General features: G+C 59.4%; 1 protein-coding gene. It reads right to left on the reverse strand.

Features of this window, described 5'->3' with window-relative positions:
- Position 1: 1 nt before the first annotated feature.
- Positions 2–23602, reverse strand: coding sequence for a hypothetical protein (locus tag IPP68_03790; GenBank protein MBL0349485.1), 23601 nt, complete (start codon positions 23600–23602; stop codon positions 2–4).
- Positions 23603–23905: the final 303 nt, after the last annotated feature.

Here is a 23905-nt window from a genome sequence, read left to right on the forward strand (position 1 = left end):
TTCAAGATTCTGGAAGTTCCTTTAAGATGGCTTTCAGCCGGCGACCATCAAGCTTGATTTCGTTGTTTTGCACTTTTTGAATCAAGGTGCTGGCTTGTTCGCCGTTGAGTTTCAAGTCGATCTGATCGCCCACGGCGGTTTTGCCCTGGTCGACCGTCAAATTGAAGGCGACCTTGCCTCCGACGCTCCCGAGGCCGCCGAGATTTAACGTCGAATCATTGACCAGTTTCACATCGCCCTCAAAACGGACCCGGGCCCCTTCGATGGTCCCGTTTTCCATGGTGCGGGCGGTGAGTTTCAAATCGACGCCCATCGTAAAAGCGCCGGCCTCGTCGCTGAAGGCTTTCCTGATTTCCTTGGCATCGCTTTCGGAAACGCCCGAGGAGCGCAATTTAGCGGTCAGGTCCGAAGTGACATTCGCCACCGTCATGGGTTCCCGGCCCAGGAGAAAAATACTTCCGGATTTGAGGTCGATTTGGAAATTAACTTCTTGGCCTTTGCCGTAGCCCAATCCGCTCGCAAACCGCTGTAAACGGCCATCCAAACTGTCGAAGGATTTGCCGATCTCAACGGAACCATCAACGCCTTGGTTCACAGAGACCAGGAACTTTTTAACCGTGGCGCCTTTAAGGAATTCGTCGCCTCCCAAGGCCTTGAGATTCGCTTCCAACGATTTAAATAATTCGGACTTTTCACCGTAAGCCGCTTTGAGGAAGCCCATGAATTGCTCAGCGCCTTTGGCGTCTTTGATCTTGCCATCCCCGAACTGTTTCGTGAGATCGAGGAAAATCTTGCCGGAATCCATGTCGTGGACAACTCGAACAACCGACTCTTTAAGATGGGCCCGGTCAATGAAACCGGCGGTGGCCGGGTCTTTAATGGCCGATCCTTTGATTTCAAAAACAAGCACCTTGTTGCTTCCCAACAGACCGAGCTTGATTTGCCCAACAATCTCTTTAGGGTTGTAACTTTCGAAAAAGGCCTTGAGTTCGTTTTTGGTCAGCGAAAGCAGATTCGCTTTGCTTTGGGCGTCCAATTTATCGAGGTCCAGAACGGCCATGCGCAACTGCCCATCCGTGGCCGATCGGGGGTCCGTGACCTCGTAGGCTTGGCGGTCCGCCCGGCTCCAGGATTGCATCATCAAGTCGATGGGATTGAAGGCGTCTTTTAACAATTGCGACGCAATGTCGGTGATCCCAATGGCCTTGGCGGCCGCCACAAAGTCCGCGTTGCCGGCCAACTCTTTATTGAATTTGCCGGATTCAATGTCGCTTAAAGTCGCCCGACGCTCTTGATTGCCCGATTGGGCGTCATCGGAGGACCGAAAGCTTGCCCCAGCGGCCCGGTCGCCGTTCACGGCCGTCAAGGCCAGGTCCGAAGCCGCCATCCGACGGAGCCCGAGCTGACTATCCGGCAGGTTGGCTTGGGCCACTTCCTGCATCGTGGATTGAGCCTTCGCGCTGGGGGCCCTTTCGACGGGGGCAAAGGACCTCGCCGCTTGTTCGCCAAGGAAGTTTCCGATGTTTCGAACGCTGTCCGTCAGAAGAAACCCGACGGCGGTGCTTTTGGAGCCCACGACTTTGCCGTCGACGATCTTCGAGTAGGTGCTCATTTCGCCGGCGTATCGTTTTTGAAGCAGTTGATTGGCTTTGGTCGCCAACGAATTCATCAGGCCGCGCCACAGGTCGCCCTTGGAAGGGGAGAGAAGAGAAAACCCTTCCGCCGACGTTCCACCCTGCGTAAAGCCAACGACAACCATCAACAGCGAACTCATCCAGCCGTTTTTGGGGCCGAGGGCTTTATCGACCAATTGTCCGGCCGCGATCACCGCCGCCTTCTGCAATAGGACTTTCGAGTCCAGCATTTTCGAGAGGTCGCCCATGCCGCCAAAGGCCAGGAGGCCTTGTGTAATTGCGCCGGTCAAGTAACCAAGATCGGGGGCGTATTGTTGGAATGTGTCCGAAACGACGATGGTGATCGCCTGCCGGACAAAATCCTTCACCGCCGCAGTGATCACGTTCACGGCTTTGCCGGTCACATCGAATACGCTCGCGATGTTTTTGGAAATGCTGCCTGCCATTTCATTTAGAAAACCTTCGCTCGATCCCAGGGCGCTTTGCCCGGTGCCCGCCGCCGCGCCCGCCTCCCCGTTGCCCATGAACGAGGCGCTTCCCATGTAAAGGGTCGCCACGGAAGATGCCGCGGCCATTAACCCGGACAACAAAGCCATTTCCAAATTGCCGGTCATCATGTAAGTCATAGCGAAGCTCACGACGAAGGTGGAAACCGCAACGCAGACAAGGACCGTGGTGGCCCCGACCGCAACGCCGCCCACCGTGACCGCCGCCGCCGCGTCAAGCAACGACGCCCCCGCGGCCAGTTGTTCGCCAAGGGCGGCCCATTGGAAATTAATAGCGAATCCCACGCCAATATAAATCGCGGCAATCATAATGACGGCCATGAGCAACTTGCCGAAAATGCCGTCCATGCACCCGCCGCCGCCGCCCAGGGTTTCGGAGTGTTCCCACACCTTGTTTTCGTCCTTGGAGGTCAGTTCGTTTCGGTTGTCGTAGTGGTTGGTGACGATTTTCAATCCGTCGGTCACCGTGCCCCCGCCCTTGCCCACGGGAGGCGAGTAGCTGTGGTATTGTTCGTTCTGGCTCAGGACGTTGCCGGTGGCGTTATCGAAAACAATGTCGTAGGTGTTCTGCCATCCGCTGCTCCCGTCCGAATTCGAATAGGAGTTGTAAACCCGGTGGGCGCGACCGAATTCGTCAAAGTCCGAGGAACTGGTCCCCCCGCTGGTCCACAACATGGTGTTAACGGTTTTGCTGCAGTTTTTTCCGCAGCCCACGGTGGTGAGCCCGGGCATGTAATTGGAGTAGTCGTTGTAGACCAGGCGCCCGTAGACGTCGTATTTCATGTTGTATTGGTGGGAAGAGAATCCGAAAGCTGAAAAATACCCTTCGTAGCGCGCCTGGTTGGCGTTGTAGCCGCTGTAAACCGTTCCGCTGGCCTGCTGGTCCACCAAGCGGTCGGCGTTGTCGTAGGCGTTGGTGATCGTGACGTTGGCGTTGCCGTTGACCCAGCCGTTCACACGCCCGTCGCTGACTCCCGGGACCATGCCGTAGGTGGAATTGGTCCACTGAACGCTTTGGTTCTTCTGGTATTCGCGGCCTTTGGAATCGTACGACGTCCAATGGACTTGGACGCTGACGGGGACGCCGCCGTTCTTCGAGTAGGATTCATTGTAGGAATAAACCTGGCCGATGGAGTTGTAGGTGATGGAATTACGCTCGGTGTGGGAGGTCCCTTTGCCTTCGTCCCATCGATTTTCGACGTAGGCGGAGGTGCGCCCGCTGCTGTTGAAGGCCGTTACGGTGCGGTCCGACGTAAAGTGCCCCATCCCTCTTCGAAAACCGTCTGTGTGGACGGTTCCACCGGCAATGCGACGGCCGTTGGAGTCATACTTGTACGTTTCCAGGGAATTGCTGTAAGAATCGATTGAAGTATCGCGTATCGTCGTGGTGTGGGTCGTCACGATGGATCCATCGCCGTCGGAGACGTAACCGCCGCTTTCCCAGTCGTAGCTGTAAGTGGGCGTGCCGACCGTACTCGAGACGCTCGACTGGGATTCGCTGTAAATGGCCACGGTGTCGATGCGCGAGGACGATTCCAATATTTTCGCCGAACCCGCGAAAATGCCCATTTTCTGGTGAATCGTGCCCCTTCCCGAAATATACCCGCCCACGATGGACCACCCGGAGGTGGAGCTGGACCCGGTCGGCATGGCGCCATACCGTTGGTAATAAGCCATGCAGGACTCGCTGGAAACCGATTGGGTCGTTCCATTGGCCTTGCGGGAATCCACTCCGACAATTGAGATTGTCCCGTCCGCCTCCGCGCCGATCATCCGGCCCGCGCTGTCATAGGAGTACGTCGTGGTGATGGAGGTGGTCGTGTAACGGCCCATGCCTTCTTCGTCCGAGTAGCTCGTCGTCGTCGACGTGTTCGCCTTAATCAAGGCTTGGCCGTTGATGACGACGAAGGTCTGGGCGATGTTCCCCGAATAATTGCTCTTCCGCCCGTCCTCGGAAACGCTGGTGCCGGTCACGGTGCCGGACCCCGTGGCGCCGGTCAGGCGGCCTTGGGCGTCGTAGGAATAATTAGTCGTGACTTCCGAATGGCTGTTCCCTTGCCCGGTGGTGTCGGAAACAGAGGTCGAAACGAAGATTTTCGCCTGCCCGTTCAATACGCGGAAATACTGCGTGAGGGACCCACGGGTCGTGTTCCCTTCGCCGTCCGTGCTATGAAACGTTCCGCGCGCGTAGGCCCCAACCAGCTGCCCCGCGTGATTGAACGAATTAAAAATGGTGAGGTCTTGGGACTCGGTCGACCCGTCGGGGTGCGAGCCGGAGGTTTGCGTCCGTTGGGAGACCATCTGGTCCCGGCCACCCCAACGCTGGTAGGTTTGCGTCAAGGTGGAAGTGTTGGTAACGCTGGTCCACGTGCCGCTCCCGTTCCCGTCCGGGTCGTTGAATTGCTGGGTGGTGGAGGTGGTGGTGCCGTTGCCGTTCGTCAGCCGGCCCGCGGCGTTGTGGGTGTAGTTCAAAACGTTGCGGGAGGTGTCGGACGCGCCGTTCGTGGTGATGGTCGTGTTGGTCGTTTGGGAAGCAAGAACGGTTTGCCCCCACACGACGGCGTAGCTTTGATCCGAATCCGCAACGACCCGCTGGGCCACCAAGCCGCCGTTGGAGTAGACGTTTTCCCTGTTGGTCGAGTGAGAATGCCCCGAAGCGCCGGTCATCTGACCGACGCCGTTGAAAACAAAATCCATGGATTGGTCGGATTCGCGGGACGCGTCGCCGGCGGCGCCGCTGCTGCTGTGGGTTTGCGAATGGACCACTTCAGCGTTGCCGTTGATGATGCGGTAGGTGTTATCGGTGCGGGTCGTTCCCGACTCGATGACCGTTTCGTTGCCGGTCCAAACCCCGTCGCGATTGGCGTCGTTCCAAATAATTTCCCCGGTCGTTCCCTCGGAATGCCCGGTGGCTCCGGTCAGGCGGCTGCCGGAATACTGATAATCGACGACGCTGGTCGTTGATCCGGTCGAATTGGAGTGGGTCGTCGTTGATTCGGTGTGTTTCTCGAAGGTTTGGCCCGCCACCACGATCAAGTTGGACCAGCCGTTCGTGTAGGAATAAGTCCACGACGCTCCATCGGAGTCCAGCGTCTGCTGGGTGGAGGAAAAGGTGGTCCCGCCCCCAATCACGCGGCCGTAAAAATCGACGCTGTAACCGGTGTTGGATTCGCTGGTCGAAATGTCCCGCGCGGTGCCGTAATTCGACCCGTCGTAGGCGCTGTAGGTCGTGGTCCGGCTGTGGGTGGCCGTTACGACGGATTGTCCCCCCGCAATCACGTAGGTGGTGTCCCCCGAGAGCACTGAATGACTCACGGTGCCGTCGGCGTTCTTTTTGTCGGCGTAACCGGAAGACACGCCCCGGGTCCGGACCAGCTGGCCGGCGCCGTTGTATTCATTGAGCGTCCCCGACGTGTTGTGGGAGTGGTTGATGGCGGCCGTGTAATTCGAGCCCGCGTAGCCGGAGTAGGAGTCGCTGGTCGTCACGCTTCGTCCCGCGACCCCTTGGCCGTTGTGGATGGCCATGACGGTCGTCGTGTGCGAAAGGTCCCGTCGTTCCATGGTGCCGTATCGGTCGTCCGGCACCTGCGAAATGGACGTGCTGTCGGCCGTGCTCCCGGCGCTCGTTAGTTGGCCCAAGGCGTTGTATTCGTAATTCGTGGTCGTGTCGGTCGTGGTGTTGGTCCGGTCCGCGTTCGTGGTCGAACGCGTGGCGGAACGCGAAACGACGGCTTGTCCGGCCACGATCGCGTAGTCGTTGGCCGTTGAGAAACGAGTGATCGTGGTCGATTGGTCCGCGTTGGTCGCCGTGGTCGTTCCCGTGGTGGGGCGGGCCACCGCCCCGGTCAATTGCCCGCGCGCGTTGTAGGTGTAGGAAACGTCCGAGTCCGATTCCGTGACGTTGACGTTCCCTTCGGACGCGGAGCGGGTGTGCGAAGTCGTGCGGGACGACACCGCTTGACCCCAAACAATCGCGTTCTGGGTGTTCGACGTGATGTGGGCGGTTTGTTGTCCGGATTCGCCGGCGTCAAAAACGCCGTTTCCGTTGGTGTCGCGTTGCCAGACCCGGGTCACGGAATCGGTGGTGGAATCGGAACGGGAGTCGACCAACAAACCCCGGGAGTCGTAGGTGTTGAAGGTGTGGCTCGTGGTGTCGGACGACGAGTCAGCTCCCGAAGTGTGCGAGGTCGTCGTGATTCGGGTGGCCAGCGCTTGGCCCGCGACCACCCGGTAGGTCATGACCGACGACATCGTCGTGCGCGAAGCCGACGTGGAATAGGCGGCGTTCCCGGATACGTCGATGGACTTTTCAATGTAGGTGGTATCGCTGCTGCCGGTCGAGCTGCCCGACGCCGCCGTCAATTGGCCCAAGGCGTTGTAGGTGTAATTCGTGAGGGAATGACTGGTCGTCGTCGTGGCGCCCGACACCGTCGATGAATCGCTTTGGGCGCTCACGACCACCGCCTGGCCGCCGATGACGGCGTAGGTGTTGACCCCGCGGAAATAGGTGGACGATTGCGTCCCATCGGAATTGAGGCTGGAAGTGACACCGTTCGATATCACGCCGCTCGCGCCGGTCAATCGACCCACGGCGTCGTAGGTGTTCGTTGTGGTGGTATCGGAAACGGTGACGGCCGCCGCCTGTGCGTTAACAAGATTCCAGCGAGCGGACGTTTGGTCGAAACCGCTGTAAGCCGTCGAGTGCGTGCGGCTCTCTCGAACGAGGGCTTGGCCGCCGATCACGATGTAATCGTTGCGCGTCGTGGCCACGGAAAGACCGATGGTCCCATCGCTGTTCAAGGTCTGCGTGACGGATTTTGAGCCCCCGAGTGCCCCGGTCATTTGGCCCAGGGCGTTGTATTGGTAAACCGTCCAAGTGGCCGCGCCCGTGTCGACAAGGCCGTCCTGGCGGCCGAGGGGCGATTTGAGGATTTTGGAGGAAACGGCGGCGCTTTCCGCGGCCGTCAGATCGCCGGAATGGGACGCGGTTCGGCCCAGAGAGGCGGCGATTTGGGCTTGGCCGAAGTAAACGGCGTAATCGTTTTCGACATGATTGAAGTTGTGGGTTTTCGATCCGTCGGCGTTTGTGGTGGTGGAGGAGGCGTCGTTGATCCCCGTCGCTCCGGTCATTTGGCCTTGGACGTTGTAAGCGTAGTGAACGAGGCTGTCCGTCTCGGTGTGCACGTTCTTGAAATCGTTCACGCTGTGGGACACGTTGTCCAGCAACATGGCCTGCCCCCACAAGATGGCGTAGGTGTTAGTGCCCGTTGTGTGGTTGGTTTGGTCTTCGAGGACGCCGTTGGTGTAGGCCTGCGATGTCGAATCGCCGCGGGTGGTTCCGCGAGCGGCGATCATCATGCCCCGGGCGTCGTAGGTGTAGTAGGTCGTGTTCGTGCCCGTCGAATGATTGCCCGGGCCGTCGGTGATCGACGTGGTGGCGGCCGACATCAGCAACGCTTGGCCTTGGCGTACCAGGAACAGGTTGGTCGTTCGGGAATTGGTGGTCGAGGAGGTGCCATCGGCGAACGTCGTCGTGGAGGCGCTTGAATTGTCTCCCGTGACGTGGAGGAGGGCCCCGGAGCCGTAATCGTAGGTGTAGGAGGTCGTCGAGTCGCTCGAGGACTGCGTGGCCCCCGCCGGAGCGGTCGAATGGGTGGCGGTGCGAACCATCACCGCTTGGCCGTTAATGACGTCAAAGGTGTTCGCGGTGTGTTGGGGCGTGTCGGTGTAGGTGACGACGTTGTCGTACACCACCGAACTGGTGGTCCGGTAGAACGAATTCAGGTTTGCCGCCGCCTTGGACACCCCGCGCGCAACGGCGGCCACGCCGCCGCCCGGGGTCCAAAGGTCGGAGGCGGTGGCGAGGGAATCCGAAAGGCACGTGGAAAGAAATTCGGAAAAGGCGTCGGAATCAAATGAGGTGGACGACACGACGCGGGGCACTTTGTTGATGTATTGCTGATGCACGTTGCCGTCGGAATAACCCGTCACTCCAGTTAATTGGCCCAGATCGTTGAAGGCGTAGAACATGAAAGCCTTGCTCGTGGTGACGGTGGCGGCGGTGGCCGGGTCGTCCTTGACCATGCCCGTGCGGGTTGTTTGATCCGTGACGGATTTCGTCACGACCGCCTGGCCCCAGTGAATGGCGTAGGTGTTGATCGCATCGCTGGTCGTCCGCTGTTTAACCACTTCGCCGGCGTCTTGAACGAGATTGCCGTTGGTGTCGTTAAAAACCTCGTTGGCGCTCGTCGTGTGGGCCGAACCGGTGGCGGCCACCAACCGGCCCTGGGAATCGTAGCGATAGGCGATGTGCGAGGTGGTGTGGGACTCGTTGGTCCCCGTAACGGCTCCGGACGTGGTCGTCGATTCCATCAACTGGGCCTGGCCCCAGACGATGCCGTAAACGTTGGTGCTGGAAAAATCCGAAATTTGATCGGACCATTCGGGAGGATCGATGGTCGCCGGGTCGTTGTCGGGTTCGCTGTGCACCCGGGTCTTGTTCGTCCCACTGGACGATCCCGTCGCCGAATCCAGTTGGCCGAGGGCGTTGTAGTGATAATTCATGTAAGAGGTGGATTCGGTGGTGACGTTTCCATTCACCATCGTGGACGTCGTCTTCGTGCGAGCGGCGACCGCCTGTCCACCCACGACAATATACTCGCTGACCGAATGGCTGTGGTTCGTTTGCACCGATTCCTTGGCGATTTCTCCGGCTTTGATCGTCAGGGATTTCGTTGTGTTGTCGGTGGTCGTTTCGCCCCGAGCGCCAATCACCTGGCCTTTCTCGTTATACAAGGTGAAAGTGACCGAGACGGAATGGGTGGTTGAGGCGCCCGCCACCGTCGTGGAATCCGATGTGGAGGAAGAGACAAACGCTTGACCCCCGATGATGTCGTAGGTGTTCGTGATCGTCGAATCGGTGACCTGGAGTTCCAGTTCCCCCACGTCCTGCACCCCATCGTCGTTTTTGTCGTTCCAAACGCTCGTTTCGGAGCGGCTCGTTCCATGGCCTTCGGCGGCGATCAACTGGCCGGACGAATTGTAGGAGTAGTTCACGGTGATGGTCGAAGCGCTGTGGGTGGCGCCCGAGTCGGTCGCGGTCGTGGTCACGGCTTGGGAAACGACGGCCTGGCCCCAAATCGAGATATAGGAACTGGAAGTGTCGGAGGTGGAACGACCGATCTTTTCAACAAACACACCCTTCTGTTCCGATTCGTCCAAATACGTTGTCGTTGAATCGGTGTGGGAGGTCCCGTATCCTCCTGTCAATTGGCCGAGATCGTTGTAGGAATAATGGGTGTCGGCCGTCGTGTGCGAATGCGTGGCGCCGATATCGCTGTTGGTTTCCATGTGAGAGTCGGACTGGGCGGCCTGGCCATTAAGAATCAAATACTCGATGGAGCCGGCCGAAGTCGAGGTCTGCTGTTCCGTCTCTTTGTCTTCCTGCCAAACGCCGTCGCCGTTCAAATCGTTCCAGTAGGCCGTCGTCGAAGACCCGGTCACCCGCCCGGAGGCGGCGATTAATTGGGCGCGCTGGTTGTACGTGTTAATCACCGTCGTCACGTTGGTGGAAACGGTCCCCAGGTTCGTGGATGTCGTCGATGTGGTGGTTTGGATGGCGACGGCTTGTCCGGCGATAATCTTGTACGTCGTGTTTGAATTGGAGGTCGAGGTGCTGGCGTTCGTCAACGTGATCCCTTTTTTCAGGGAATCGGTGGTGGATTGAATCGGGTTCGAATCAACGCTGACGTCGACGATTTTGTCGGTTCCATCGGTGTTTTTGCCGTCGATGTATTTTCCGGTGGAGTGGACCGTCACTTTACCGCTTGAACCCGTTCGTTCCACAATGGTGCCCCACACGATGCGTTTTCCCGTTTCGTCATATTTCTCGTAGTTCAACGTCACGGTGCCATCCGGGGAAACCCGCTCCGTCATGTGTTCGCGCGTTTTATCGGAATTGACCCGGTTGATGGCACCGCTGTAGTCGGCGCTGTAGGTGGTCGTGGAGGACGATCCGGATCCCTGCGCGCTCACCAACTGTCCTTTGTCGTTGTAGAAATACTCGGTGACATTGGACGCGCCCGTGTTGCTGGCGCCAGCGGCGGTGGACGAATTGACGGTGGTCCGGGCGATCTGCGCTTGGCCGAAGACGATGGCGTAAACGTTGCTGGCCCGACTGGGGGTCCGCGTGACCGTGCCGTCGGCGTTCCGCGTGCTTGTCGTGGTGTCCGTGGTTCCGCTGGCCGAAATCAGCTGACCCTTCGAATTGTATTGGTAGTCCATCTTGCTTGTGCTGACCGAGCTGGTCGCGGCCAATTCGTTGGTGGAGGTCGTTTCGGTGTGAACCAGGACGGCCTGCCCCCAGCGCATTTCGTAGTCGTTTTTTGTCGTGGAGTGGCTGGGAACGTCGACTTCCTCGCCCGCGTCCACCTTCCCGTTTCGATTCTTGTCGGTGAACACGCGGGAGGTGGTGTCGCTTCCGCTCGTGCCCGTGGCCCCCGTGATTTGACCCAACGCGTTAATGTTGAAATGCATTTCGGAAGTGGCGGTGGTTTCGTTGATGTCGTTCCCCGCTTCGGGAACGCCGGCGGCCCGATCGGCCGCGGTGCGGGTGTCGACGTGCGAATTCGTTGTCGTGACCGAATCGCTCACGACGGCTTTTCCGCATCGAACGACGTATGTGGACGTGGTGTCGCTGTGGGAGACTTGCAGGGACGTATCGCTGTTTTCCTGGGTCGTGTCCGCGGAGGAGCCTCCCGAGGCGGAAACCAGCTGGTTTTTGCCGTTGTAGTTGTAATGGGTGTGGCTGGTGGAAACCGTCGTGGTGGCCCCCATGACGAGGCGGCTGTTGGTGACGCTGTCGACGATCAGAGCCTGGCCCGCTCGAATCGTATAGACGTTTTCGGACGAAAAGTCCTGTCGGGATTCGCGCGACACGGCTTGGCTCGGCGTGCTGTCCGCGTAGCGGGTGATGGTGAACCCGTCGCTCCGGCCCGTGGTGTGAAGGAGTTGTCCCAGCTTGTTGTATTGATTTTCGGTGATGGAATGGGTGTGGGTTTCGACCGCCGCGCGGGACAAGTCCGACCCGTCGTATCCCGAATACGTCGTCTGCCAACTGTCGATCCGAACGGCCACGGCTTGACCCCAAACCACCGCAAAAACGGTCGTGCCGGCGTGGTCGGGATCGCCCACGGTGACGACCACCTTCTCGTTTCCATCCTTGTCCTTCACTTTGGATTCGGTGCGGGAGGAAACCGTTCGCCCGCTCGCCGCCGACATTTGGGCGTTTTCGTTGTAGCGGTAGCTCGTTTCCTCGATGTTGACCGTGGTGTCGGCCCCGGAGGTGGTCGTGGATTTGGTGGTCGACTTGGCCACCACCGCCCGGCCGTTCAATATCGTGTAGGCGTTGTCGACTTCGATTTCCGTTTTACTTTCCGTGCCGTCGGCGTTGTACGTGATGCGAACCCCGGTTTCCCCGTCTTTGTGGACGGTGCGAGCGCCGATGAGTTGCCCCATGTCGTTGTATTCGTAACGGACCCGGCTGGGGGTGGTGGTGATGCTGTTGTCGGTTTTGGTGACGCTCAGGGAAAACGATTCCAGCAAGCGGGCTTGGCCAAGCAGGACCACGTAGCGGTTTTCCGTGTTCACGGTCGAGGTGATGACCGATCCGTCGGCGTTGCGGACGTTTTGTATCGTTGTGTTCTTCGACGAAGCCCCGATCAGCTGGCCAAGGGAGTTGTAGGCGTTGATCACAACGTTGTCGTCGACCGACGCGCTGACGGCGGTGGAAACGTCGAATTTGTCCAGGCCCGAGAATTGATTGAACTCTGGGGATTTCACGGTCCAAAGGTCTTTGGACTCCGCGACATAGCGATCAAACTTCTCGTCGATGGAGTCCCCGGCCGAGCCCGGCATGGCCGGAAGGGGTTTCATTTTGAAAATACCGTAGCGTTCGGCGGTTTCCACCAGCTTGGCGTCTTCGTAATTGGAATAGGATTCGGTGTGGGACTCGCTCTTCGTCACCAGCGCCTGGCCGGCGAAAACGCCATAGGTGTTTTTGCTGGTGGTGTAGGTGACGATGATGTGCTTGTCGTCGGTCAGCGTGTAGGACGTGGAATTTCCGGAGCCCGTGGCTCCAATCAACTGCCCGTTGGCGTTGTATTGGAAATTGACCGCGGCGTATTGGTAGGTGGTGGTGCCGGGAACCTGGACGACGCTGTTGGACACGATCCCAACCAGGACCGCCTGGCCCCAAATGACGTCGTAAACGTTGGAGGTGGAGGTGACGGTCGTTTGTTCGACGGATTCGTCTTTCGTTGGATCTTCGAGATCCCGAGTCCATTTGCCGTCGCCGTTTTTGTCTTTCCCCCACACCAATTCCTTGCTTTGGCTGAACACCGTGGGGGTGGAAACGCTCATCAAAATGCCCCGGGAATCGTACACGTAATCCATTTGGGTGGCGGAGCCCATCAGCGTGTCCGCCGTCCGCGATCCGGAAATGGATTTTGTCTGAGACACAACGGCCTGTCCCCAAACAATGCGGTAGGTGTTCGTGGTTTGGGCCCAACCAGGCGTGGTGAAGGATTCGCCCGCGTCCCAGTGGCCGTCCGCGTTCAGGTCGCTCCAGAGGCCGGTCGAGGAATTGGAGGTGCTGTAGCCGTTCGCGCCGATCAATTGCCCCAAGTCGTTATAAAAATAATTCGTCTGGGAAGTCGAACCCGACGCGGTCGCTCCCGATTGGCCCGAGGAGTGGGTGAGGGATTGCGCGACCACCGCCTGTCCCAAAACGATGACGTAACGACTGATCGTGTCGGAGACCGTTTTCTGCGTCAACGTCCCGACGTTGGGTTGCCCGGCGGCGTTCTCGGTGGTGGTGAGGACGTTCACCGCGGTCTCGGCGTGCGTTTGCCCCGAGGCCCCGATCAAAATGCCGAAACCGTTGTAATCGTTTTTCACGATGGAGCGGGAGGTCGTGTTGACGGATCCGCCGTTTGAAACGGTGGTGGCATCGGTCACTGTTTCCGTGACCATGGCCTGTCCCCAGAAAATGCCGTAACGCTGATGGGTGGCGTTGGTGGTGACTTGCACTGCCGTGCCGCCGTGGTTCCCGACCAACTGCCGGGTGGTCCCTTCCCCCTGGCCGTAGGCACCGATCAAATGCCCTTCCCGGTCGTAACGGTAATAGGTGGTGGACGAGTTGTCCGTGACCGTGGCCCCGCCCGCGCTTTCCGAGTGGGATCGGGTGATCGAATCCTTCACCTGGGCCTGCCCGTTGATAACGGTGTATCGACTTTCGGTTCTCGCGGTGCTGACCACCACTTGGGGGGATCCGTCGCTCAGCACGGTGTTCGTGGTGCGGCTGTCGGAGGCGGCGCTCGCGCCCAGCAATAACCCGACGTCGTTGTAGCGGTAATCGGTGCGGCTTTCCGTGTGGGTGGCGCTCACGGGATTGGCCTCGTTGGCCCCGAAACCGGCCGACGTGTCCGAACTCGTGTTGGCGGCGATCACCACCGCTTGGCCGGCGACCACCGCGTAGGTGTTTTGGGTCGAGGACTCCGTGTACTGCTTGGGCGCCCCTTTCAACCCCCCGGACGAAACGACGGTCGACGCCGCCTTGCGCACGTCCATCAACCGGGCAACGCCCTCGGCAATGGACAAAAAGGCGCCGGACAATCCGGCGGGCTGCTGGCCCGCCAGGGAGGCCAGCACGCTTTCCACTTCCGAAACCAACTTTTCGTTGAGGCTGTTTAAGGTCGAAAAAATGGGCAGAAAGTCGGTGAGGTCCAAATTCAGAGCGCCCGAGGCGTTGGAGGCCGAAGCGTCGGCCGGCGCCAAGGCCGTTTTTCGCGTCAACCCATCGAACTCCGCCAGGAGCGGTGCGGCCGCGGTGAGGACCGCGGTGAGGCCGCCCACCACGCGTTCCAAAAAGGTGCGCTGTTCCGCCGTGAGATCCGACGCCTCAGCGCCCGCCGCCAAAGACGACCAGGCCTCCACGATGGCCCGGAGCGGGGAAAGAGCGTAAAGGATTTCGTTTTCCCTAGCGGTGTTGGCCGAAAGGATTTTATTCCCGTCGTACATCAGCCCGGTCTCGCTGGTGGTGCGCGAACCGCCGACCGCGCCAATCAACCGGCCCGGAGCGTCGTAGCGATTGGTCGTTTCCGAGACCGTCACGGAAAGGGTCGCGCCCGCGTTGTTCGTCGACTCCGTGAACGTGTGTTCCACGAGCGCCTGGCCCCCGATGATCACGTAAGTTTGCTGGGTGACGCCGGACGCGAACACGGTTTGCCACTCAATCGGGTTTTGAGGCGCGTTGGCCGTGGTGAGCTTTTCCGCAACGGGCGCGCCGGCGTCCGCGGGGGCCGAGACGGCGTTTTCCAACAACGAATCGGGGGCGGTTTGGTTGGCGACCCAGCTGGTGGCGTTGAACACGGTGTGCCCGTCCGCGGCCACCGCGCGGCCCACGCCGTCGTACACATTCAGGACGGTGGAAACGGAATGGCTGTAACGGTCTTTGTCGCTCTCAATGGGACGGCCGGAGTTTGGATCAACGGACAACGTGTCCGTGACCGATCGTGAAACTTTGGCCTGGCCGTTGATGACCCGAAACTCCTGCGTGATCGTGGATTGATTCCGGGCCGTCACGATCAATTCGTCCACTTGGCCGTCCGGGGGGACGGTGGTGTCCGTCCAGCCCCGATCGGCGTTTTTCGAGTGCCCGAGCCCTGTGGCCCCGAGAAGGAGACCCTTTTTGTCGTAAGTGAAGGTCGTGGTCATGTCCCCGCTGTTTTCACTGCCGTTGACGTTGGTGGTTCGGTTGTCGCTGACGGTTTTCGAGACTTTAGCGTTGCCGTACAGAATCACGAAGGATTGCCGGAACGTGCTCTCGGATTCTCCCGTTTTCATGACGTTATCGGCCACCCCGTCCGGCGGAACGGTCGTGTCGCTCCAACCGCGAAGAAGGGTGTGGGATTTCCCCTCGGACCGCGCTCCGGTCATGCGGCCGGCGGCGTCGTAGGCGTAATCGGTCACAACGGTCTGGTCGGTTTCGTTTTCCCCCGTGGTCGCCTGATGAGTCACGGTGGTGGATCGGACCATGCGGACTTCCCGATCAAACACCGCGTAATCCTGCACGATCGATCCCGTCGAGGATCCCGTGTCGACCAACTGGCCGGCGTCGTTCAATCGGTTCCCGTTGGAATCCACCCATTCGATTTCCGCGTCCTGGACCACGCCATCGGCCGCTTTGTGGTCGATCTCGTCGGCGTCCACCTTTCCGTTTTTATTGCCGTCGGTCCACCCGTCGTGCCAAAGATGTTCGGGGTCGGACCAGCCGCGATCTTGACCCTCCGTCCACCCACGTCCGGCCGCGCCGGTCACGTGACCCAGGGCGTCGTAGGTGTAAATAAGATCCGAGACCGACCGATTTTCCGAACCTTCGGCCGTTTTGGAGGTGTTGTCCGAATGATTGATGATCGTTTTCATTTCACCGTTAATAACGATGGAGAGTTGTTGGAGGCGACCCTCGTTGAGGTTGTCAAACCCATCGTTGCCAACCGTGTGACCCGTGGAGACCGAACCCAATAAACGGCCCTTCGCGTTGTACTGATAGACGGATTGTGTGATGGACCGGGTCAGCCCTTTGGAATTGTCAACGCTTTTGACATTTTGTTCCGACATTTGGTTCAAAAGGCGAATTTGACCATTCACCGCGCCGAACGTTTGGTGGGACGCGCCGGTGACCGTCGGCAGCCACACCAACGCGTCTTTGTCCCCGTCTTGATTTTCGTCCGTCCACACTTGGGCGGGTTGGGTGGTGAACGTGGAGTGGGATTCGGCGCCCAGAAGCAGGTCGGTGGCGTTGTCGTAATGGAACGTCAGAACGCCGGTGGATTCCGTCCAACCGCCGTCCGTGTTGTCGATTCGGGAACGCGTGGTCTGGGTGTGGACGAATCCCCGCATGGTGTAGGTCACATCCACGTTGTTCACTTGCTTTTGAATGCGGTTTTCGGGATCGGCGCTTTCGTCCCGATAATGGGCCAGCTGCCCGTTCTCGTTGTATTGCATGTCGGTTCGGGTCGTGCTGGTCGTTTTGTCGAATTGGACGTCCACCGATCGAACCGAGAGTCGTCCGTTTTTGAGAAGTTCCCAGAACGTGGTGCCGGTGCTGGGCGCGCCTTCCTTTTCGTCCTCGGCTTTCAGCAGGGTCGCCAGGGCTTGGGCGTCGAGTTCGACCCCGTCCAGCTGGTAAATCAACTGCTGGGAAGGCCCGAATTGGTGGTTGGACATTTGGGAAGCGACCAACCGCCCTTGCGCGTCGTATTCCAGTTCGGACAAAACGTTGACGGAGGTGGTCCCGTCGGTGTTGTACACCGTCTCTTTCGAGGAAAGAACCCGGTTGAGTTTGCTGTATTTTAAATCGGTGGTCACGGAAACAATGGTTTCGTTGACCGCCACTTTCCGACGTTCAAAATTCAAGGCGCCGGACGTCACCAAGTCGGCCACGGTCTTGCCGGGGTGCGCTTCCAGAAAGGCGGTCAATTGCACCGGGGTCAAATCGGTCCCTCCGACGTTGTAAAACGTCTGAAGTTCGTCCCCCTGCTTGTTCGCGACGCTTTTGGAGGAGGTGATGCGCCCTTCCCGGTCGTAGGCGATGTCCATGACCGTGGTCACGACGTTGAGGCCGTTTTGGGTGGTGTGATCCACGTAACCGATGACCTGCCCGAAGGAGTTGTACGCCATGCCGTCCCGTTGCAGGGTTTGGAAGAGGTCGAGGTCCAGCCCGATTTTGTGGAGATCGGAAATGGTTTTGACCAGTTGACCCAACAGGTTGTAGTTGATGTCGTGAACGTGGCTCAGCGATTGAACGGCGCCTTCCTTGTTCGTGGACGTTCCTTCCCAATATTCGGCCGCGAGCCCGACGTTGTTGTAGGTGGTGCGGGCGCGAACGGCGTGGGACGCTTCGTCGACGAGATTGGACGCCCCGGGCAGATTGGAGGCGGCGGTCGAGGACACCCCGCGGGTTTGGGACACGCTGGCGTAGCCCTTTTGTTGCCCCTCGGTCGTGTAGGCGATGCCGGACATGCGGGTCGTGGACACCAATTGGTCGGTGGCCTTAACCGCGCCGGACCGAAGGTCGGATTTTTCGGAGGCGGAGAGGGAATTCCAGGCCCGATTTTGCCCGCCGAGGTTCAGGGTTTCGCTTTGAAAACGGACCTCGTCGTAACCGGTGGACCGGTCGAAGCGATCGTAGGCAAAGGCGTCCAGGACGATGGTCTGAACGACGTCCAAGGCGTGCCCTTGGTTGTCCCGGCCGGTTTGGGTGGACGTTTGATAAACGCCGATTTGCCGTTTGAGGGCGTCGTACGTCACGTCCGCGCGCGTCGCGGTCACCAAATCCGGTGTGGCGTCGCTGCGGGAGGTGTCGCGGTAGGACGCGATCAGGGACCGGTTGTCGTAAACGATGTTGTCGCGGGTCAAATGGGTGTCGGCTTGTCCCGCGCGGGTGTTGTCTTCCGTGTAACCGGTCACGCGGTCGTGCTGGTCGAAGCCCAAGGCGGTCCAATTTTGCGTGTAGGCAACGCCGTTGTCTGTGCCCGAACGATGGTAAGAGGCCAGCGCTCCGTAGTTGCTGTACGTCATTCGCGACTGGTCGTAAGTGTTCGAAGTATTCAGGTCCCAGACGACGGTGGCGTTCTCCAGACGGAAGGTTTCCCCGTTCAGCGTGGTTTGTCCGCTGGCCAGGAGGCGGACGCGGTCGGCCGAGGAAAGGTCGTTCCAACGGATCGTCTCCCCTTCGGACCCCGGGGCCATCAAATTCAATTCGTCGATGCCTTTTTTCTCTTTTTCAGCGCCCACCACGAAGGTCAGGTTCGTGAGCCAAAGGAGCCGCTCTTCGGGCTTGAGGGCCAAATCGTCCCAGTTCGACGGGAGGGTCAGGGTTTCGACGCTGAACCCTTGCTGGCCGTCCGCCTGGTGGAAGGAGACCAAATCCCCCAGCGTGTTGTAGAGCCCGCCCGAAAAATCATTGGTGACGCTCAGGTTGAAAGAGCCGTCGGGGTTGGTCGTGACGGCCAACTGATGGTATTGAACCGATTGTCCCAAGGCGTTGTAGAGTCCGCCGGTCATGTCGGTCGATTTGTTGGATTCCCGAACCAGGGCGCCGTTGACGTCAAAAATCGACGTGTAGGCTTCTTCGTGGCGCTGATCCACGTGGCCGGTGCTGTCGAAAAGGATGGGTTTTTGCGTGGAAAGCGTTTCGGTGCGGACGCCGGCGGCATCGGTGGCCACGGTGTTTTCGACCACTTCCGCCGCGAGGCCCGCGTCGTTGTATCCGGTCGCCCGCCGGTCCGTCACGGTTACGGTGGCGAGGGGGTCGGTCACGGTTTGTTTGAAAGTGGCGTTCCTTCCGGCGGCGTCGTAGGTGATGTCCTCTTGGACTTTGTGGGTGACGTTGCCCCGATCGTCCGTCGTCGTTTCATCGAAAGACGCCAAAAGGCCGCGGTCGTCGTTTTCCCCGGCCCAGGTCGTGACGCCGACGTGGCCCAGCTTGTCCGTGAGCCGCTGCACATACCCGATGGTCCGGTTTTGATCGTCGAATTGGATCCCGTCCCGGGCGGTCGAGGTGTGAATGTCCAAGGCGCCGTTGTCGGCGTATTGGTGGGATTGTTCGACAAAGGAACTCAGTCGGCCGAAGGCGTCAAAGGTGCCGGTCCAGTCCGTGGCTTGCTTCAGCGCCGGGTTGTCGGTGGCGGACGCGTCCTGGTGGTACCCGATCAAGTTCCCGAAAGCGTCGTAGGCGAGATCGGATTTCTTCTGGGTCGAAGTGACGTCAAAAGGCGCGCTGTTGCCCGACGCAAACCGCCGGCGCACTTCCAGAACGCCGGTGGCCAGACCCGCGCCGTTGAACCCGTCCGCGGACCAATCCAAAATCTCTGTGATTTTGTCGGCGTTGGTGATGATGGCGTCGGTGTAGGCTTGGGCCTGGCCGGGCAGGCTGTAGCGGATGTTCGAGCGCGTGGTTTCCACCCGGTGGGTGCCGGCGGGGTTGGTTTCAACGCGGACTTCTTCGGACGCCGTGACTTGGTTGTTGGCGTTCAAGTCCGTCGCCTTCCAGTCGGTGACCAGGGTGACGCTGGGCTTGTCGCTGGATTTCTTGGTTTCCCGGGAAGCCACCAAGCGCCCGCGCGTGTCGTAAAAAAGTCCCGTTTTGCTTGAAACGGTCGAAAGGCTGAACCCCGTCACCAGCGCGCCCGTCAAGACGTCGGTGCCCGCCTCCGCCGATTGGAGAGTTTCGATCGATTCGGCGGCCACGCGGCCGAACCCGTTGTAGCTCCCCACGGTGTACAAACGATCGGTGGTGACGCCTTGGGCATTGACGCCGACGGTGTGTTCCGTGGCCAGCCGGCTGGCCGCGTCGTAAGAAATATTTCGGTCGGTCTCCACCGTGGACGTCAAATCGCCGGTTTGGGTCTTGGTTTCGTGGTTGGCGATCATCTGTCCGAACCGGTTGTATTCGATGTTTTGAACGTGGGTGGTTTCGGTGATTCCCGGGGTGAGGTTGTCCCGAACGGTGTCGGTGTAGTTGATGGCCTGGGCGAGGGCGTTGTAGGCCACATTGCGGTGTTCGTTGGAGCGCGTGTGGTCCAGGTTCGTCGACAATTCCCGGGTGGCGTCGTTGTAGTCGGTGGTGAGACCCCGGCCGTTGTAGGCGATGCCGGTGCGGGAGGTCAAGGTGACCATTTCGTCCGCGATCAAGGCGCCCGATTGAAGGGCCGCGCGTTGCGCGTTGGACATCCCGCTCCAGGCTGTTTCGACCCCGTTGATTTTAACGGTGTCGCCGTCGAAACTCAATTCCCGGGAGGAGGTCAGCTGACCAACGTCGTTAAAGGCCCGTCCGGATTGAATCACCGTGGTCCATTTGTCCAGGGCCATCGGTTGGAAATCCCCGTTAATGTCCGGGGTGGTTGTTTGCCCCAGTTCGTGTCGAAGGGAGACGGAGGCGACTTCGCGGCCCAAAAGGTCAAAATCGGTCGATTGGCGGTCGGTCGTGGTGGTCGCGTCCGGTTGGGAGGAATCCCACTGGGTTTCCCGGAAAGTGCGGGTCAAACCCTGATCGTCGACTTCGACGGCCGATCGGCGGGTGGTTTTGGTGACGTCGTAAGTCCCGGCGGTCGTGCGGCCCGACGTTTCCACCGATTCCACGGAATCGGTGACGTTGCCGCGGCTGTCGTACAGCGCGGCCGACCAGTCGGTCTGGCCGGTGAGTTCCGGGGCGTCGGAGCGGTTGGCCGACTCGGTGTAGTGGCGAACGTGGCCCAGGTCGTCGTAGGAAACGTTGTCCCGGGAGGTGACGGTCACGATGCCGAGGACCCCTCCCGCCAAATGTTCCGTTCGGGTTTCGGTGAATCCCGCGGAACGGCCCAGGGGGTCGTAGCGGCCGTCCCAGGTCAGGGCGGTGGTGAGCTCGGGCGATTCCAGGCGCGATTCATCCCCTGTATAGGAGAGAAGTTGGCCCATGGGGTGAAAAACCATGTGGTCCCGGTGCAGGAGACTTCCCCCGGCCGGGCGGCCCAGGCCGTCGGTCAACGTGGTCTTTTCGGTGTATCCGGTCAACGCCCCGAGGGCGTCAAAGGTGGCCCCCGAACGTTCCGTGGTGGTCACGCTGTCCAACGTGGCGGCGGAAGAATCGATGACGGCGCGGCCTTTGGCGTCGCGCCCCACGGCGGTTTGAGAGACGCGCCGGGTCGTTTGATTGAAGGTCGCCACGCGGCCGAATTCGTCGTAGGTGGCGCCGCCAAAAGTCGTCACTTGAAGGAGGCCGGGGGTGGCGGTGCTGTCGGATTCCTCGCTGTAGGACACCAGAGAAACGCCGTCCCGGGTGTATTTCATTCCGTAGGTGCTCGTCTTTTCGATCACGTCCAGCCGCTGGGCCACCCCGTTGACCGTGGTTTCGCCCAATTTGTGCGTCACTTGGTTCGAAGCGGAGACCAAGCCCAGGACGTTGTATTGGCCGTGCCAATCCTGGGTGTCGATGACCGTGGTTCCCAACCGCGCGACCACTTCGTGGTAAACGGTCACGTCCGAAAGCGCGTTGTATCCGATGTTCGAGCGGTCCACCGTCGAGCCCGAGTGGATCCCCTGGGCTTCGCTGGCGGTTTCCATGTGGTAGCTTTCCAGCCGGTTTTGCTGGTCGTAAACCATGCCCGTCCGGGAAAGATCGGTGTGGACGCCCAGCGCGTTCAACGACACTTCGTGACTGGCGATCATGTTGCTGTCCACGTTGTGGACAATTTTGTCCACCGTGCGTTCGGTCCAAGTCGACGGGCGCCCGTTTTGAATGGATTCTTCTTTAAAAGTCACGGGGCGGCCGAAACCGTCCAACACGGTTCCGGTGCGATGGGTTTTTGTTTCGGTGTCCAGCGCCTCGCCGTCCGCCTCCCCTTTGGTGCGGCGGGTTTCCAAAAAGTCGCCCTGGGGCGTTAAGTCGGAACGCGTCGTGGTCACGGTCAATTGCCGGAGCAGTTCCCCCGTGGCGTTGTCGCGACCCTCGATCGTTTGAACGGACGCCGTGTCCGTAATCCGTTTTTTGTTCATGATGATGCCCAGTTCAATGTCTTTGGGCGCTCGTCCGGTTTCCAACGCGTCGGGTTTGGCGGTGGTCACGGTGGTCAACGTCACGTCCGCCGGCTGACCATCGGTTTCGATGCCTTTGATGACCTTGACTTCGGTCCCGCCGTTGCGGTGCCACAGGGCGTCGTAGGTGATGCCGGTCACGGTGGTTTGAACCGTGAGATTCTCAAACGTGGTCGTTTCCTGGTAACCGCGCAAATCGCCTTTGTTGTAGCCGAAGTCGGGGCCCACGGAACTCCACACCCGGTTCGAAACGCGGCCGGCGGAATCAATGACCTTTTCGCTGTAGCCGATCATGTTGCGTTTCGAATCGTAGGTTCCGTTGGAGAATTGGCGCTCCCGGGTGAGGCCGTTTTCGGTCACCTTCTCGATGTAGGAAATCATGTTGTCATCGATGGTGTAATCCGCTTTGCGGAATTCCAGACGCTGTTGATGCCCGAAGGAATCGGTGGTCACCTGATCGTAATCCGTGGCGCGGTCGTATTGGTCGTAGCCGCCGTCCCAAACGATTTCGGAGGGTTTGCCCTGGAAATCAATGGCGGTTCGGTCGAAATGGGTCATGTTGGAATACTTGTTGTAGGTCATGTTGCGGTAAATGTCGGTTTGTTCGGTGCCGTCGCCGTTGAATGTTTTCTTGGTGTAGCCGGTCAAGAAGTGCGATTGGCGGCCCCAGTCGTCGGTGGTCCCATCGTCGATGCCGGTCCATTCCGGGTTTGTGGTGTAGGAATCGGCCGCCCATTCCACGTACGTGTCGATGCCTTTGGTGCGGGACAGTTCCTTATACGACAGCATGTTTTTGTGCCCGTCGTATTTGGCGCCGTACCACCAGCGGTCGGTTTGAACGCCGTTTTCGTCCACCGCTTTTTCGTTAAACCGAATCAGATTGTTGTTCCCGTCGTACGTCATGTCCCAGCGCGACAAGGTCTTTTTCTCCCCCGTGTGAGTCGTGGTGACTTCATCGAGGGTCTTCATCTTCTGGGTTTTCTGAACCATCGCCTTCGCGCCTTCGTGATAGGACATTTTGCGTTCCGTATAGGTCCGCATGCCCTTGGGATCGGTGCTTTCGATGTTCATCGAAATCAACAAGCCGGACCGGTTGTAGGTCATGTCCGTGGTGTTGGACACGATGGCCAGTCCGTGGGGGTTCCGGGCCTTGGCGTCCAGAATCCGATGGGCCCGCCCGTTGATCAAATAGCTTCGGGAATAGGTCCCATCGAAGTTTTTGTTCAGATCGAACTTGAATTCGGCGCCTTGCCCGAACAGATTTTTCATTTTGGTTCGAATGGCTTCGATCACTTCCTGAATGGACTTGGCCGCCAAATCCGCGGGGGTCAGGGCTTTTTCCAATTCGTTGATCTGTCCCAGGGCGCCCGGGCCCGTGGCGTAATCCGGCCGCCGGGCGTTTTCCAAGTCGCGGAAACCCGTGTTCAATTGATTTTGGCCGGCAATGTCGGCCCGGCCGTTTTGCGCGCCTTCCAGGCGCTTGAGCGTGTCCGGGGAAACGCCGGACTCCTCCTCGGGGTGCAACAGGCGCCGCCGGTCGCTCGACATGCTGTCGCGGAACAGGTAGGGGGCCTGTTTCGCTTTGCGGCCGAAGCGGGCGATCAAACGGGTCAAGAAGCCGGGGCGGGCGATGGCGCCTTGGGCGGACGGCCAGAGGGGGAGGCTGGTCGTTCCGGCGCAGAGCACCTGCGAGTGAAACATAACAATGGCCAACGCCAACGCCAACGCCCGACGGAGCGTTTCAAGGCGCGGCAGGAACTTTTCGACCGGCGGCGTGTGCGGAATGGGCGCAAACAAAGCGCGGCGGAACGGCGAGAGTTGGTCTTGCATGGATTTTCCCCCTAAGGAAAATGGCTTCATGACCCTTCTAATATAGTGTCCGGGCCTTAAGAAGGCCTTAAGTAGATGTAAACTAATCGGAAAATGAAGGTAAATGAAATGAAACTTAATGATGTTTTGATTGTAACAAGCTGTTTTACGTGGTTTTTTCGGCGTTTGGCCGTTGGTTTGGTCTAAAATCATGTTCTATATCATATGCAACACAATGGCCAGGCGAACGCAATCCCCGTTCCTTGGAAATTAAAAATAGTTGGATTTAAATTTCCCCTTGACAGGAATGGGAGTCTGTTATAG

The sequence above is a fragment of the Elusimicrobiota bacterium genome (genome assembly GCA_016722575.1).
Classification (GTDB): domain Bacteria; phylum Elusimicrobiota; class Elusimicrobia; order FEN-1173; family FEN-1173; genus JADKIY01.

Excerpts from the sequence above, each read along its gene's own strand:
- IPP68_03790 (MBL0349485.1), bottom strand. The coding sequence starts at position 23,602 with ATGCAAGACCAACTCTCGCCGTTCCGCCGCGCTTTGTTTGCGCCCATT.